Genomic DNA, 15,109 nt, shown 5'->3' with positions numbered 1-15,109 from the left:
CCGTACATTAGCAAACTAATTACTCTAATCAGAGTCGTGAGGAATCGTGACAGACATTAAACGAGCATTAATCACTGGCATTACCGGTCAAGATGGGTCTTATCTAGCAGAACTGCTGCTGGCAAAAGGATACGAAGTCCATGGCATTATCCGACGCACGTCTACCTTCAACACAGATCGCATCGACCACATCTACCAAGACCCCCACAATCCACAGACACGGTTATTTCTCCATTACGGAGACCTGACTGATGGCTTGACACTACAACGTATTCTAGAAGAAGTCCAGCCGATGGAGGTGTACAACCTCGGAGCTCAGTCCCATGTGCGGGTCAGCTTTGATTCACCAGAATACACCGTCGATGCCACAGGTATAGGAACCTTGCGTTTGTTGGAAGCGGTACGGCACTATCAACAGCGAATTGGCTCTGAGGTACGCTTTTACCAGGCTGGCTCTTCTGAAATGTTTGGGCTAGTGCAGGCTGTTCCTCAGTCTGAAACTACACCGTTTTATCCCCGTAGTCCTTATGCCTGTGCAAAAGTCTACGCCCACTGGCAAACGATTAACTATCGCGAATCCTATGGGCTATTTGCCTGTAATGGTATTTTGTTTAACCACGAAAGTCCCCGGCGTGGCGAAACCTTTGTCACTCGCAAAATTACTCGTGCTTTGGCGCGCATTGTAGCTGGTCAGCAGAAAAAGCTTTACCTGGGCAATCTCGATGCCAGACGGGACTGGGGTTATGCCAAAGATTATGTCCGCGCTATGTGGCTAATGCTACAACAAGACGAGCCCGATGACTATGTTGTTGCTACCGGTCAAACTCACTCAATTCGGGAGTTTCTCGATATTGCCTTTGGCTTAGTAAATTTGGATTGGCAGCAGTACGTTGAAATCGATCCACGGTACTTTCGACCTGCTGAAGTAGACCTGTTGTTAGGTGATGCCACCAAAGCTAATACCATACTACCTTGGCAACCTTCAGTAAGCTTTAAACAACTGGTTGAAATCATGGTTAATGCTGACCTTCAGGCACTAGGTATCATGCCTGTCACCTCTTGTATTCAATCCGCTGATACTGCCTTTATTCGTCAGGTTGTTACCGCTGGTAATCGCTAGTAATGATATGGTCTAATACCGTTTTTACGAATGGATCACACCGATAAATAGTCGCCCTTTGGGTAATGGTTAACAGGTAATGGGTAACGGGTAATAGGTCATTGGAAATTGAGGAAAAGACTATTGCTGCTGTGAAACACTACGAGGAGAGCGCAATTACCCTTATCCATTACCTATTAATAGACTGGTATAAGACGTTGTTGATGGATTACCGTTGAATAAAATCAGCGATTATCCGTAGGATACGCTAAGGGAACGCACTGTCTTATAACCAGGATTTACGCACCAATATCATACCCGGTTTATCGTGATAAATCAAAGGCTGAAATCAGTGTAATTACCGTCAATAACCGAGTTGGCGGCTTAACTTTGAAGAAGATACTGATTTCAGCTATGGAATTGAGTTTTACCGATCTGAAATAGCGCCAAAAGGGCTAAATTAGCGTGAGTTAGTAATTGGTAATTGCTAACTAGCTCACTGTTACCCACTCAGTCTTTAGTACTGACGCACATAGTACTCATAACTAACGCACTGGGAAAAATGAAAAAAGCACTAATTACAGGGATTTCTGGACAAGATGGATCTTACCTTGCAGAGCTTTTGCTAAGCAAAGGTTATGAAGTTCATGGAATTGTGAGGAGACCAGCGGTTGAAGACCCAGCAGGTAAGCTGTCTAATCTCAGGACTATCAAAGACAACGTTGTTTTACATGTTGCGTCTTTAGAGAATCACTTGTCACTCTATAAGGTTATTGCCAAGATTAAACCCGACGAGTGTTATCACTTAGCTGCATCGAGTTTTGTTAGTTATTCCTTTGATGATGAATCGTCTATCTTAACCAGTAATTTTAATGGAACCCACCATTTACTGGCATCAATTAAGGAAGTGGTACCGGAGTGTCGTTTCTTTTTTGCTGGTTCTTCTGAAATGTTTGGCAGGGTGTTCCATGCCCCTCAAAATGAGCTGACTCCTTTTAATCCCCGGTCTGTGTATGGTATTTCCAAGCTGGCAAGTCATCATCTGGTGCAAAACTATCGTAACCAGTATGGTATTTTTGCTTGTACCGGGATTCTTTACAATCATGAATCCCCAAGGCGTGACTTTAAGTTTGTCACTCGCAAAATTACCTCTACTGTCGCCAAAATCAAGCTAGGGTTAGAAAATAAGCTTTATCTAGGAAATCTAGATGCTCTCAGGGACTGGGGATATGCTCCGGATTATGTCGATGCCATGTGGCTGATGCTGCAAAACCATTCTCCAGAGAATTATGTAATTGCTTCCGGAATGAATCACTCGGTTCGTGAATTAGTAGATTGTGCGTTTAGTCACGTCGGTCTTGATTATCAAGATTTTGTGGAAGTTGATCACAGGTTTTATCGTCCGACCGAAGCGGTGCCCCTTTGTGGGGATAGCTGGAAAATTCGGGATGAGCTGAATTGGAAGAGTAAACATAAATTTCCTGATATTGTCGCGGAAATGGTGGAGAGTGATCTTAGTTTTTTTAGCTAAAGCTTGTTGAAACTCATCATTAAACAACAATTAAAATAGGTCTAAATAAAACCAGTGAGTATTCTATATCGAATTGCTGAAGTAAAGCTTATTGATTCTGTAATCAGGTTTACAAAATCCACTAAATTGTGGCAAGATAACCACTTCATATTAAGGGAATTTAAATTCCTTAAACAAGCTGCTTTTTTAGCTATTTTTTTAACGATACTTGCCTCAATGCTTGAAGGATTTGGATTAGGGTTTATCCTCACTTTCTTACAAAACATAACCGACCCGAATGCTACCCCAATCCAGACAGGAATGAACTGGTTAGATATGTGGTTGCTTGGAGTAAATAAACCGTTTAATGAGAGAATTTACCGGATATCTGCTCTAATTTTGATCACAACCTGGTTCCGTTCAGCCTTTATGTTTGGTGGGCGTAGGTACAGCATGATTACTCAGATGAATTTGTTAGATAGGCTGCGCAAGAAGCTATTTGAGCAACTTCAACGGCTGAGTTTGGGTTACTTTTCTCATAGCCGTTCTGGAGCGCTAGTTTACAGTCTAACCACCGAACTAGAAAAAATTAATCAAGCGTTTGATGTGACAGCTGTTATGTTGACTAGAATCTCTCTTCTAGTTGTCTATGTCACATCAATGTTCTTGCTTTCTTGGCAACTTTCCATTGCCTCACTAATGCTATTTAGCCTCATGAGTGTTGGTCTTTCTAACTTGGTTAAAAGGTTGCGAGAGACAAGTTTTGAGGTTTCAAAATCAGGCAGTAATTTTACCTCAGTTGCTGTAGAGTTTATCAATGGTATTCGCACAGTTAAGGCATTTGCGAGTCAGGACTTTGAGCGTAGACGATTCTATAACGCTAGCGAAAACGTTGCAAACATCACTATCAAATCTGCCTCATTTGGGTTTGCCATAGAACCGATTGCGGAAAGCGTAGCCACCACAATTCTGATCGGCATGATTATTGTTGCCTTTACCATCTTCGTTCCTAATGGACAGATGCAGGCAGCTTCATTACTGACCTTCTTGTTTGTTTTGTTTCGTCTGATCCCGATTATACGTCTGATTAATAATGCCAGAGGCCGTCTGGGGGAATTCACCGGACCAATGAATAACATTAAAGAGCTGCTGAGAACTGACAACAAACCATACTTGCAGAATGGTAACGTGGAATTTTCAGGATTGCAGCGAGCCATTAAGTTTGGTTCCGTGGATTTTGGTTACGATCCCTCTAACCTAGTACTGCACGATATTACCTTAACTATCAACAAGGGAGAAACAACAGCCCTGGTAGGTGCTTCTGGTTCAGGTAAAACAACCCTTGCTGACTTAATTCCTCGATTTTATGACCCAACGGTAGGTAAAATTATCATTGATGGCACTGACTTACAAGAGTTTGACATCAACTCTGTGCGTCGTCAGCTAGCTATTGTCAGTCAGGATACATTTATTTTCAACACCTCTGTTCGCAATAACATTGCTTATGGTTCAGAACAGGCAGATGACGAAGCAATTCGAGAAGCCGCAAAACTTGCCAATGCATTAGACTTCATCCTAGATTTGCCTGAAGGTTTTGACACGCAACTGGGTGATCGCGGAGTTCGATTATCTGGAGGTCAACGTCAACGGTTAGCAATTGCTCGTGCTTTACTGCGAGCACCAGAGATTCTGATCTTAGATGAGGCAACTAGTGCCCTAGATTCTGTGTCTGAGCGCCTGATTCAGGAGTCCTTAGAAAAACTTTCTGTAGGACGGACAGTAATTACCATTGCCCATCGCTTATCGACCATTTCCAAAGCTGATAAGGTAGTCGTTCTTGAACAGGGGCGAATTGTGGAGCAAGGAAAGTATCAAGAGTTACTCGAAAAGCGCGGTAAACTTTGGAAATATCACAAGATGCAGCATGAAGTTGGTCAAAAAAATTGAGACTATATCGTAGTAATTTTCACTCTCAAAAATGAGTAGTAACTAGAATTGATTGCTTGTCAATATTATCGGAGTATTAACATGTTCATAATTGTTAGAAAAACAGGTCAATTAGGCAATAGAATGATGCTATTTGCCAATTTTATGGCTTTTGCAATGGAATACAATTTCAAATTTATAAATCCTGCTTTTGATGAATATGCAGTTTTTTTTGAGGGAACCCATAACGATTTTTTTTGTCGATACCCTGCTCAAAAATCAGTTCTTAAAGGCAATAGCCTTAAACTGAAAAGAAATTTTCATAGAGTTGTTTATCATTCAACCCGATTATTGGTTAAAGATTCTACAGATTTCAAGTTTTCCAATATCAAAATATTAAGAGATACTGGGGTACACAAGGGAGTCATTTTTGATGATTACTTTGCTAAGTCTTTCAAAAAAAATCAATTGGTATTTATTCATGGATTTTGGTTTAGAACTCCTGTATTATTTTTGAAGTATTCAGACACAATAAGAAAGTTTTTTACGCCACTAAAACAACATGTTGAAAATATCAACAAACTCGTGAAAAACATCAAAAATTCCTGTGATATTCTGGTTGGTGTTCACATTAGACAGGGAGATTATAAAAAATTGCTAGGAGCCAAATATCTCTACAGCACTGATGATTATGTGAACTTAATGAAAAAAACAGAACGTCTTTTTCCAGGAAAAAAAGTTAACTTTTTAATATGTTCAAATGTGCCCCAGGACAGAGATAAATTCTCAGAATTAGATTTTGCTTTTGCCAACAACCACATTGTAGAAGATATGTACTCACTTGCTCAGTGTGACTATATCATAGGTCCCCCAAGTACCTATAACATGTGGGCTGGTTTTTATGGACGGGTACCTTTGTACTGGATTGAGGATCCCAAGGCTGACATATCGTTAGAGAGTTTTCAAATTTATGATGTGCCACTAGATGTCGCTCCAGTTTCATTTGCACAGTAATTAATTCCTTATTATAACCAGAGGCAAGATAACAAGGATATGTCAAACCATCAAGAAGGGCAAGAGCCGCTAGTCAGTGTTATCATCCCCACCTATAACCGCTTGAGCTACCTCAAGCAAGCAATTGAAAGCGTACTCCAACAGACCTACAAAAATCTTGAAATTATTGTTTCTGACGATTGTAGCCCTGAGAATCCGCAAGCTATGATTGAGTCCTTTCAAGATGCTCGGATCCGATTCCGTCGGAACTCAAAGAATCTAGGAAATGGTCCCAATGTTGCTGGCGCATTTAAACAAGCTCAGGGAAAATATGTAGCGAGTCTCAATGACGATGACCTGTGGAATCCAGACTTTTTAGAAAAGTTAGTTCCTCCCCTAGAAGCGAATCCAAATGTAGTTGTGGCTTTTTGCGACCATTATATTATAGACGCAGATGGCGTAATTAATGATGCAACTACTGAAGCACATACCCGGCTTTGGAAGCGTGACCAACTTAAAGCAGAGGTATACCAGCCGTTCTGTACTATCGGACTAGTAGACCGATCAGTGTCTCCTGCATCCTCTGCTGTGATTCGCAGAGACAAGGTTAATTGGGATGAACTGTTGTCAGTGGGGGTCTATTGGGATTACTACCTAACCTATTTAGCTTGCCGTAGTGGTGATGGCGCGTACTACTATCCAGAAAGACTGACTCGATACCGCGTGCATGAGTTATCTGAAACCCATATCAGTGGGAGTGGAAACGCCAAGGCTCAGATTCGCAAAGGCAAATCCGGTATTTTTTGCTACGAACACTTTTTAGCAGATCCTCAATTACAAAAGCATCGGAGTTACTTTACCCAGAAATTAGCACAAGCCAACACAACTATGGCTATTGGGCTGATACGGCATGGACGGGTAGCAGAAGCACGCCCCTATCTTTTTCGTGCCTTGAGTCAAAATTTTAGTCTGCGAACTGTAGCAGCTCTCATGCTCAGCGTTATACCTCAACAATTAGCAAATCCTTTCGAGATATCTTGGAGAGGAGAAAGTATCCGACAGACAAAAGTACATTAAAAATTACATTAAGTATTTCAGGAATTAAGCTGAATATTTCGACACCAGAAAACGTAAAAGAAGTTCTTCCTCCCTAGGATAGTTAGAAGCATTTGAGGCATGTATACTGCTAGACAACAAACCTAAGAGTCAATCATGACTAAAATCCTTTACCTAATTGCTTCTCATAGCAATCCAGACCACATTGTCAGACTAGTCAAGAAACTTAAGACTGGTAACCCTGAGTCCCAGGTCTTAATTCACCATGATCAATCTAAGTCGAGCCTTAGCCCAACTTCTTTTGAGCAGATCAACAATGTTCACATCCTGGAAGACTATGTTCCAGTTGGGTGGGGAGATTTTTCCATGGTGGAAATGGAACTTCGCTGCATCAACTGGTTAATAGATAATTCTGTGACATTTGACTGGTTGATCTTCCTCTCTGGTCAAGACTATCCCCTTCAGCCAATCAGCCAAATCGAGCAGTTTTTGAAGAACACCGAATATGACGGATTTCTGGAATATTTTCCGGTACAAGAACCACCAGAAACGGCTTGACACTGGGGCAAAGATTTGGGCATAGAGCGCTATTTTTTTCTCTACTATAAGCTGCCCGCTAGTCTAAAGACTATACTATATAAACTAGATCGTATAGTCAATTGGCAGCCCCTAGTCCGGATCAGGGCTGGTAAGTTTGGTGCCAGAATAGGAATCCGTTGCGTTTCAACACCTTTCACCCCAGAGTTTAAGTGCTACGCGGGTTCTCAGTGGCACACACTCTCCTATCGCTGTATTCAATATATCCATCAATTTGTTCAGCGTAACCCAGCATTTGTACAACACTATCGAAACACACTCGTACCAGATGAGTCTTTCATCCAAAGCATCCTGCTCAATCAGTCCATGCTAAAAATAGTCAATGATAACAAACGTTATATCTCTTGGACTCCTCCTTATCCAGCCATCATGGGTGTCCAAGATTTTGAGTCAATGATTACTTCTGGTAAGCACTTTGCCCGCAAGTTCGATGACAAAGTAGATGCAAAAGTTCTCGATATGCTTGACAAACATCTTGGGCAAGATGGGGATTATAGGGAAGAATATAGCTATAGTCCTTATGATTTATGTAAGGTTTAAATTAGGATTGCTAGATCAGGTATTTATACCAAATACGATTCTCACAACCCCTTTATAAAAATTGACCAAATCCAGTTCCATCGTCAATAAGATAGGCCAGGAAAATAAAAGGGGTATGAGAACCAGATTTAGTATATAGCAATTCTACGACTTGTGAGGTACAAATTTCTGGTTTTTAGGGAGCAGCGATGCAGCGCGGTCTTGGGGAGGCAGCGCGGTCTTGGGGGTTCCCCCCATGAGCGACTGCCGTGGTTTCCCCCGGAGACAAAACCTTAGACAGTTGAGCCTTTATGGTTGTTAGGCTATGCAGAAAAGGGGTAAAACTTATTGATTAAGGCTCAACTGTCTTACGGTAAATTCAAACCATGAGCGACTGCATCAAGACGGGAGCAGGGAGCAGGGAGCAGGGAGCAGGGAATAGGTAAGAGGTAAGAGGTAAGAGGGAATAGGGAAGAGGGAAGAAGTAAAAAATAATGTGTACCTCATGAGTCCTCTAAACGCTATAATTTATAAAGCAGATATCTCATAAAATCCATATCTTCACTTTTTACCTCTGGCAATTCATTATCTAGGTTGGTAATAGAAACATAAATTCCAAGGAATCTGTCAATGGCATTAATCGTTCCAGATGCAATCCCCTCAAAAGCAAGCAGTGGAGAAAAGCGACTCTTCAAAATCCTCAGAGATGAACTCCCCGATGATTGTCATGTATGGTATGAACCCAACATAAACAAACTCTACCCCGATTTCATCATTCTCGGACCGACATTGGGACTATTAATCCTGGAGGTGAAAGGTTGGAAAGCTAGCCAAATTCTATGGGCAAGTGATCAAAAATTTAAAATTAAACGAATGAATGGACGGATTGAAACTCAACAATCCCCATTGAGACAGGGCAAGGGTTATCGGGATACATTGCTTAATAAACTCAAAAGTTACTCAATTCTCTGTCAAGATGAGGAGGACTATCAAGGAAAGTTAGCCTTTCCCATTGGATTCGGGGCGATAATGACTAATATCTCTGAAGCCAAAGCCAGACATGAAAACATCTACTCAATTCTGGAGAAGCCTCAAGTTGTCTACAAAGATGAATTGCTCGAATGGGATGGTATCGGTGAACGGGCTTTGATGAAGCGATTAGAGGATATGTTCACTGTTCGGTTTAAGTTTATGGGTTTGGAAGATGACCAAATTAGCACTATCAAGGGTGTCATTCATCCTGAAATTGTTGTCAATAAAGAACCTGCAACAATTAAAAGTGTGCCCTCTGGATTTACCCTCAAACCCGATGCAACTGTAATCAAAACTCTGGACAATAAACAGGAAAAGTTGGCTCGTTCTCTTGGCCATGGTCATCGATTGTTCTGTGGCGTAGTGGGGTCAGGCAAAACTATAATCTTACTTAGTCGCGCCAAGTATCTCGCTGGGGAAAACTTCAACAAACGAGTCCTGATTCTGTGCTTCCACAAAACATTAACAGCCTACTTGCGATCGCTTATCGAAGAAGAAAACAATCCCCTCTATCAAGAACGGATTCGAGTTATACACTTCCACGCTTGGGCTAAATCCATCATGGGCCGATTACCCAATTTCAAAGATTACAACTCAGAAGAAGAATATAACGAGGTGTTAGCTGATCTCCTTGTGGAAGCCCTATCTGATATTCCCACAGAAGAAAAATGGGATGCTGTACTTGTTGATGAAGCTCACACCTTCTATCCCAATTGGTTTAGGTGTTGCAAAGAGGCACTCAAAGACCCAGATAATGGTGACTTGCTTATCGTTTCGGATAAAAGTCAAAGTATCTACAAACGCCAAAAGTTCACCTGGAAGTCAGTCGGAATCAAGGCAAAGGGCAGAGTTAAGAAACTCAAGGACAACTATCGAAGCACCAAAGAAATCTTATCCGCCGCTTGGGATTTAGTTAAGTCATTCTCGATTAAAGAAGATGGAGAAGAAACCTTTCCCGTTGTTAAACCCTCTGCTGCACTCCGCCAGGGCAAACGTCCAACTCTGTATCTGTGTGAGAGTCGAATGGCAGAAGTTGAAAATGCGATCGCACAAATTCAGCAACTCACCAGTCAAGGTTACCAACCCCAAGACATCGCTATCATCTATCGGTATTTGACAGACTACGAAAAGGAACCGTTTAGCTTTCTGACTCAACAGTTAGAATCGGGCTTGGGCTACTATTGGGTCTGTAAAGACAATAAAAACAAGGAGAATTACAGCATCCATCATCCAGGAGTAAGACTGATTACCGCCAAGTCTTCCCTCGGTCTGGAGTTCAAAGCCGTGATTCTTCTGTGGGTGCAGCAGTTTGGGTGGGTGCAGCAGTTTGGCGTGAAAGATGAAGCCGAGGCTAGACGGGAACTTTACGTTTCAATGACTCGCGCTCAAGATATCCTGCATTTGTTTGGGTCGGGTCAGTTTAAGTTATTGAAAGGCTTGCAAGAATGCGATCACTTAGATATTGTAAGCTGAGATTTTCCTAGAACAAATTATCCTAATGGCTGACCCCACCATTTCCATACTCTTTGTTAAAAAGTAATTTCCATCCCTGAATTAACGCCTGTTCTAACGGCTGTCGTGCCTTTCTCTCAACCGGAGTATCCCAGCAAAACGCGGTATTCACAAAGGTTTTTAACTCATACTGGTGGTTAAGGATGATGTAGTCTTAAGGATTTCTCACCAAAAGGGGTATGAGAACCGGATTTAGTATTAAAGACTTCTGCCAAGGATGCACTAGTCAGAGTTTTCGATAATTTTAACAGGATAGCTACTCATGAAACTCTGTATCGTTACCCACAAAGTCATGAAAAATGATGGCCAAGGTCGAGTCAACTATGAAGTTGCCAAAGAAGCCATTCGTCGCGGTCATCACGTCACCTTATTAGCGAGTAATGTCGCCCCAGAACTCCAGCAGAGTAATCAGGTAAACTGGATTTTCATTCCAGTTAAAAGGTGGCCAACAGCACTAATTCGTCATCTAGTCTTTTCCTGGCGGAGTGGCAATTGGTTAAATCAACACCGTAGTCAGCTGGACTTAGTAAAGGTTAACGGATCCATTACCAGAGGTGGATCAGATGTGAATGCCGTACATTTTGTCCACAGTTCTTGGTTGCGATCGCCTGCCCATACTTCTCGGCTACGTCGGGATTTGTATGGTCTTTACCAGCGGCTAGTTACAACCTTGAATGCCCATTGGGAAAAAAAATCCTTCCGTCAGGCAAAAGTAGTAGTTGCAGTTTCCGGAAAGGTCAAGAAAGAATTAGTAGACATTGGTGTACCCCCTGAATCCATTCAGGTGATTGTCAATGGTGTTGACTTACAAGAATTTTATCCCGGTGTCGCTGACCGCAAACAATTGGGTCTTCCTGAGGGAGTGCCTTTAGCATTTTTTGCTGGAGACATCCGAACACCTCGGAAGAACTTGGATACAATTCTGCACGCCTTAGTCCAAGTGCCTGAGTTACACCTAGCTGTTGCTGGCATCACAGAAGGTAGTCCTTATCCTCAGCTAGCCGCAAGCCTAAATGTGAGTGAACGGGTACATTTTCTGGGGTACCGACGTGACCTCCCTGAGATCATGCGAGCCGTAGATTTATTTGTCTTTCCATCCCGCTATGAAGCCTGCACACTAGTGCTCCTAGAAGCAATGGCTTCTGGCTTGCCAGTCATTACCGCCAGCACAGCCGGGGGGGCTGAATTAGTTACCCCAGCCTGCGGAGTGGTCTTGTCTGACCCCAACGATACCCAGGCTTTGGCAAAGGAGCTAAGCCTTCTGGCTACTAATGCTGAAAAAAGGAAACAGATGAGCCAAGCTGCACCAATGATAGCCGCACAATACAGTTGGGAAAAGATGGCACAAAGCTATGTGGATTTATTTGAAGAACTGATCAAGTAGTCTAAATTTAATGTTTCCCAAAGGGAACAGGGAATAGGGAACAGGGAACAGGGAAGAAAAATTATCACAATTCCTACACGAATTCCTATTGTAATTAATCGGTTTTTGTTGACTGTTGACTGTTGAGTGTTTACTGTCCAATAAAACTCTGGTTCGGTTTCCCATCTTGCATGCATGCCTCTTGCCTCTTGCCTCTTGCCTCAGGGAGTGTGTTCACAACTCAAATACAAACGCTATAACTAGTTATGTCTAAAATTCCCACTGAGCTCGAACCTATTGTTGATGAAATTAGTACCTTTACCGAGCTGCCGAGAGACGAGGTAAACCATCGAGTCTGGCAGGAAGCGCTGCAACTAGGCTGGAATGTGTGTCAAGATGCCCAAAACTTTGGAGTTACCCCTCACCAGTATGATGCCAAGATGGAGGATCTTTATAAAAATGGGTATGGCTTCATATTTGAAACAATGGTTTTTTGGGCTAGACCTGGACGAAAGCAATTGATAGAAATAAGCCTAGAAAGGATTCAGCAGTATGCCTCACAGAAAGGGAAGATAACTGGTGATTTAAAAATTTTGTTACTGGGTGATGGTACAGGCAATGACTCTCTGTACTTAGCGATGAATGGTTGTCACGTTGATTACTGCGACTTCCCAGGCAGTAAAACCTATGATTTTGTCACCAAGCGATTTAAACATTATGGCTTGTTAGACAATGGCATCAACCTGATTCCCACCTATGAAGCCTGTTTGGATAATCAGTATGATGTTGTGATTTCTTTCGATGTTCTCGAACACCTTACTGAGCCATGGATCGCCATTGCTAATATACGCTCCATGTTAAAAACAGAAGGCATTGCACTGATCACCGATGCTTATGGTGATGTTACCGCTAGACACCCAACTCATTTAGAGTCAAATCGAAAATTTAAAGGTCAAAGTCCCTTCATGTTTTTGAAAAAGGGCATGGTGCTTACTTGGTATGCTTCAGTCTTTAAGCCTATGGAATTTACCAAGGTCGATAAGTGGTCTTTAAGGGATTATTTTATTCTCTGGCAAGATAAAAAGGTGATAGTAGAATATTTGTCTGGTAAATCAGGACTATTGAAACAATTTGTTAAAAATTTTTTGGTCAATAAATAACCCGATCGAGCCTTTTTGGGAAACTAACCGGATAGCTATTTGTTGCTGTTGAATAAAAAAATAGCACTCTTGACGAACGAAACTTAAACAGTTTTTACGGTTATTTTATTTTAACATAACTTTCGTATAAAGGAACTACTCCTGATGCAGGACATGAAACCAGTTGCTATTTGCATCCCTACCTATAATCAAGCCCAGTACTTATGGGAGTCAGTGGGTAGCGCCTGTGGTCAAACCTATCCCAATGTGGAAGTTTGGGTGTCAGACGACGCTAGCACTGATGAAACCCCTGAGGTGATGGCACAACTATGCCAGCAGTTTTCTCAAGTACGGTACTATCGGCAGCCTAAAAACCTAGGTATGGCGGCTAACAACAATTGGGTTTTGAAACAGCCAAACACTGAATTTATTGTTCGTTTGGATTCAGATGATGCCCTGTTACCCAACTATGTAGAAACGTTACTACCCCTGCTAGAGAACCATCCAGAGGCGGGTTATGCCCATAGTGCTGTGCAGGAAATTGATGAACGCAGTAACAATCGAGATGTGCGACGTATTGCAAGACAGCACGAGTTTCAGAGCGCAGACGACTCACTACGAGCCGCAGTTTTTGGCGTAAAAGTAGCTGCAAATATCGCTATGTTTCGGGCTGAAGCGTTGCCAGCAGTTAGGTTTTATGAAGATAGTCCCGATTTTACACAGGACTATAACATGTGGGTCAGAATGGCAGATGCGGGTTATGGCAACGTTTATGCCAATGAGATATTAGCGCGTTATCGCGTTTGGACTGATGCTAAAAATCTACGTCCTAAGCGTAAAAATATTGAATTACAAGGATGTATTCGGGTTTTTGAAGACAGTATATTGCCTGGTTTTAAGCGACGGGGTTGGGATACAAAGGTGATTGAAAACCAGCGTCGTAAACTGGCTTTAAGACACACAGCATACTGTTATCGTCCACTATTCAATGATGTAGAACGCGCCGAGCTGATTGCTCTATTGAAAGAGTTAGGAGATTCACCAGCTTTGCGATTTCGCATGTTCCTATCGAGATTGGGTTTTCGTGCTGTCTTTGAATGGACAATTTCTATGGAATTACGGTTGAAAGGTATGGTGAAAGGTTGGTTAAGTACTCTACAGAGTTATTTACGATCTCAAACAGCGGGATAGTAATCTGTTTAGAATTTAGAATTTAAAATTCTAAATTCTAAATTCTGCATTCTGACAAAAAACCTTGGCCAAAAGGCCACGCAATCGCGTTCAACCTAACTCAACAGTAGAAGAAATGAGAATCACTGTTATAGTCCCCACCTATCGCCGTTCAAAAGACCTAGAACGCTGTTTAGAGGCGCTGGAGAAGCAAACTCGACCAGCGGATGAGGTCTTGGTGATTGTACGGGATACTGATGCTGAAACTTGGGCATTTCTTGAAGCATTCAACCCTGAGGTTTTACCCATGCGTCCTGTGAAATTAATTATTCCCGGGCAAGTGGCTGCTCTCAACGCAGGTCTTGATAGAGCACAGGGAGATATTATTGCTATTACCGATGATGATGCTGCTCCCCGTGGCAATTGGTTAGCTGATATTGAAACTCACTTTCTGTCAGATCACCGGATCGGAGGTGTCGGTGGACGGGATTGGGTACATCTGGGTAACTACCTGGAAAATGGCGCTAGAGAACGAGTGGGTCGAGTGCAATGGTATGGACGGGTGATTGGTAATCATCACCTGGGGGTAGGTTTACCTCGGGAGGTGGATGTCCTGAAAGGAGCTAACATGAGCTATCGACGGACTGCTATATCGGGCTTGCGCTTTGATGAGCGTCTACGAGGGAAAGGAGCTCAAGTCCATAATGATCTGGCCTTTAGTCTAGCCCTAAGAAAAGCAGGTTGGAAGCTAATTTATGACCCAGGGGTAGCAGTAGACCACTATCCAGCACAGCGTTTTGATGAGGATCAGCGAGGCATAGTTTTTAGCGATACTGCCCTGATTAATGCGGCACATAATGAAACTATAGTTTTGTTAGATTACTTTCCTGTTCTACAACGGATGATATTTATAGTTTGGTCAACATTGGTGGGAACACAAATTAAACCCGGTTTCCTACAATGTTTACGGTCTTTGCCCAAAGAAGGACTTTTAGCAGGACAAAAGTGGCTTGCTTCTTTGCGTGGACGTTGGCAGGGTTGGTTGAGCTGGAAAAAGTGCTTAGGCTAGCAAAAGGAATGGTTGAAGGGTGTTAGGTGAATAATGTCTTAGTTTTAGGGAGCAGGGAGCAGGGAGCAGGGAGCAGGGAGCAGGGAGCAGGGAGCAGGGAGCAGGGAGCAAGAAATAAAATGAA

General features: G+C 42.4%; 14 protein-coding genes. 12 read left to right on the top strand and 2 right to left on the bottom strand.

The features are described from left to right. Positions 1-46: 46 nt before the first annotated feature. From gmd to BJP34_RS24195, 8 genes are all read left to right on the top strand, one after another. Positions 47-1,120, top strand: coding sequence for a GDP-mannose 4,6-dehydratase (gene gmd, locus BJP34_RS24230; protein ID WP_070394557.1), 1,074 nt, complete (start codon positions 47-49; stop codon positions 1,118-1,120). A 541-nt stretch (positions 1,121-1,661) separates the two neighbouring features. Continuing rightward, positions 1,662-2,630, top strand: coding sequence for a GDP-mannose 4,6-dehydratase (locus BJP34_RS24225; protein ID WP_070394556.1), 969 nt, complete (start codon positions 1,662-1,664; stop codon positions 2,628-2,630). Between the two features lie 54 nt (positions 2,631-2,684). Next, complete coding sequence (gene hepA, locus BJP34_RS24220; RefSeq protein WP_070394555.1) at positions 2,685-4,556, top strand: heterocyst formation ABC transporter subunit HepA; 1,872 nt, start codon at positions 2,685-2,687, stop codon at positions 4,554-4,556. A gap of 81 nt (positions 4,557-4,637) precedes the next feature. Beyond that, complete coding sequence (locus tag BJP34_RS24215) at positions 4,638-5,549, top strand: alpha-1,2-fucosyltransferase (protein WP_070394554.1); 912 nt, start codon at positions 4,638-4,640, stop codon at positions 5,547-5,549. A gap of 39 nt (positions 5,550-5,588) precedes the next feature. Beyond that, a complete protein-coding gene (locus tag BJP34_RS24210) occupies positions 5,589-6,605 on the top strand; it encodes a glycosyltransferase family 2 protein (RefSeq protein ID WP_070394553.1) in 1,017 nt (338 codons plus the stop codon). A gap of 135 nt (positions 6,606-6,740) precedes the next feature. Next, entirely contained in the window at positions 6,741-7,142 is a 402-nt protein-coding gene (locus tag BJP34_RS24205; protein WP_070394552.1) for a beta-1,6-N-acetylglucosaminyltransferase, read from the top strand. Between the two features lie 15 nt (positions 7,143-7,157). Then, complete coding sequence (locus BJP34_RS24200; protein ID WP_070394551.1) at positions 7,158-7,721, top strand: beta-1,6-N-acetylglucosaminyltransferase; 564 nt, start codon at positions 7,158-7,160, stop codon at positions 7,719-7,721. A gap of 609 nt (positions 7,722-8,330) precedes the next feature. Beyond that, positions 8,331-10,205, top strand: coding sequence for a 3'-5' exonuclease (locus tag BJP34_RS24195; RefSeq protein ID WP_070394550.1), 1,875 nt, complete (start codon positions 8,331-8,333; stop codon positions 10,203-10,205). A gap of 22 nt (positions 10,206-10,227) precedes the next feature. Here the strand turns inward: BJP34_RS24195 and BJP34_RS49340 are convergent, their stop codons facing one another. Next, entirely contained in the window at positions 10,228-10,356 is a 129-nt protein-coding gene (locus BJP34_RS49340; protein ID WP_267876355.1) for a hypothetical protein, read from the bottom strand. Between the two features lie 150 nt (positions 10,357-10,506). On the opposite strand from BJP34_RS49340, the gene BJP34_RS24190 reads away from it, so the two are divergent. Further along, the gene (locus BJP34_RS24190; RefSeq protein WP_070394549.1) at positions 10,507-11,628 is read left to right on the top strand and encodes a glycosyltransferase family 4 protein; all 1,122 of its coding nucleotides are present in this window, start codon (positions 10,507-10,509) and stop codon (positions 11,626-11,628) included. Here the strand turns inward: BJP34_RS24190 and BJP34_RS40780 are convergent. Then, positions 11,595-11,804 (bottom strand): hypothetical protein, encoded by a 210-nt coding sequence (locus tag BJP34_RS40780; RefSeq protein ID WP_149031154.1) that lies wholly within the window; start codon positions 11,802-11,804, stop codon positions 11,595-11,597. The genes BJP34_RS24190 and BJP34_RS40780 overlap by 34 nt on opposite strands. A 69-nt stretch (positions 11,805-11,873) precedes the next feature. On the opposite strand from BJP34_RS40780, the gene BJP34_RS24185 reads away from it, so the two are divergent. The 3 genes from BJP34_RS24185 (at position 11,874) to BJP34_RS24175 (ending at position 14,985) form a co-directional block, all read left to right on the top strand. Further along, positions 11,874-12,767, top strand: coding sequence for a class I SAM-dependent methyltransferase (locus tag BJP34_RS24185; RefSeq protein WP_070394548.1), 894 nt, complete (start codon positions 11,874-11,876; stop codon positions 12,765-12,767). Between the two features lie 144 nt (positions 12,768-12,911). Next, positions 12,912-13,937 carry a glycosyltransferase family 2 protein gene (locus BJP34_RS24180; protein WP_070394547.1) on the top strand — a complete coding sequence of 342 codons (1,026 nt, stop codon included), beginning with the start codon at positions 12,912-12,914 and terminating at the stop codon, positions 13,935-13,937. A gap of 64 nt (positions 13,938-14,001) precedes the next feature. Next, positions 14,002-14,985, top strand: a complete 984-nt coding sequence (locus BJP34_RS24175) for a glycosyltransferase family 2 protein (protein WP_229424003.1) — start codon at positions 14,002-14,004, stop codon at positions 14,983-14,985. The last annotated feature ends 124 nt before the right edge of the window (positions 14,986-15,109 follow it).

The organism is Moorena producens PAL-8-15-08-1 (assembly GCF_001767235.1).
GTDB classification, from domain to species: domain Bacteria; phylum Cyanobacteriota; class Cyanobacteriia; order Cyanobacteriales; family Coleofasciculaceae; genus Moorena; species Moorena producens_A.
This window is presented reverse-complemented; position numbering and strand designations above follow the sequence as displayed.

What these genes read in the sequence shown, in the direction of transcription:
- BJP34_RS24225 (WP_070394556.1), top strand. Translation starts at nt 1,662, where the DNA reads ATGAAAAAAGCACTAATTACAGGGATTTCTGGACAAGATGGATCTTAC.
- BJP34_RS24215 (WP_070394554.1), top strand. Translation starts at nt 4,638, where the DNA reads ATGTTCATAATTGTTAGAAAAACAGGTCAATTAGGCAATAGAATGATG.
- BJP34_RS24210 (WP_070394553.1), top strand. Translation starts at nt 5,589, where the DNA reads ATGTCAAACCATCAAGAAGGGCAAGAGCCGCTAGTCAGTGTTATCATC.
- BJP34_RS24205 (WP_070394552.1), top strand. Translation starts at nt 6,741, where the DNA reads ATGACTAAAATCCTTTACCTAATTGCTTCTCATAGCAATCCAGACCAC.
- BJP34_RS24195 (WP_070394550.1), top strand. Translation starts at nt 8,331, where the DNA reads ATGGCATTAATCGTTCCAGATGCAATCCCCTCAAAAGCAAGCAGTGGA.
- BJP34_RS24190 (WP_070394549.1), top strand. Translation starts at nt 10,507, where the DNA reads ATGAAACTCTGTATCGTTACCCACAAAGTCATGAAAAATGATGGCCAA.
- BJP34_RS40780 (WP_149031154.1), bottom strand. Translation starts at nt 11,804, where the DNA reads ATGCATGCAAGATGGGAAACCGAACCAGAGTTTTATTGGACAGTAAAC.
- BJP34_RS24185 (WP_070394548.1), top strand. Translation starts at nt 11,874, where the DNA reads ATGTCTAAAATTCCCACTGAGCTCGAACCTATTGTTGATGAAATTAGT.
- BJP34_RS24180 (WP_070394547.1), top strand. Translation starts at nt 12,912, where the DNA reads ATGCAGGACATGAAACCAGTTGCTATTTGCATCCCTACCTATAATCAA.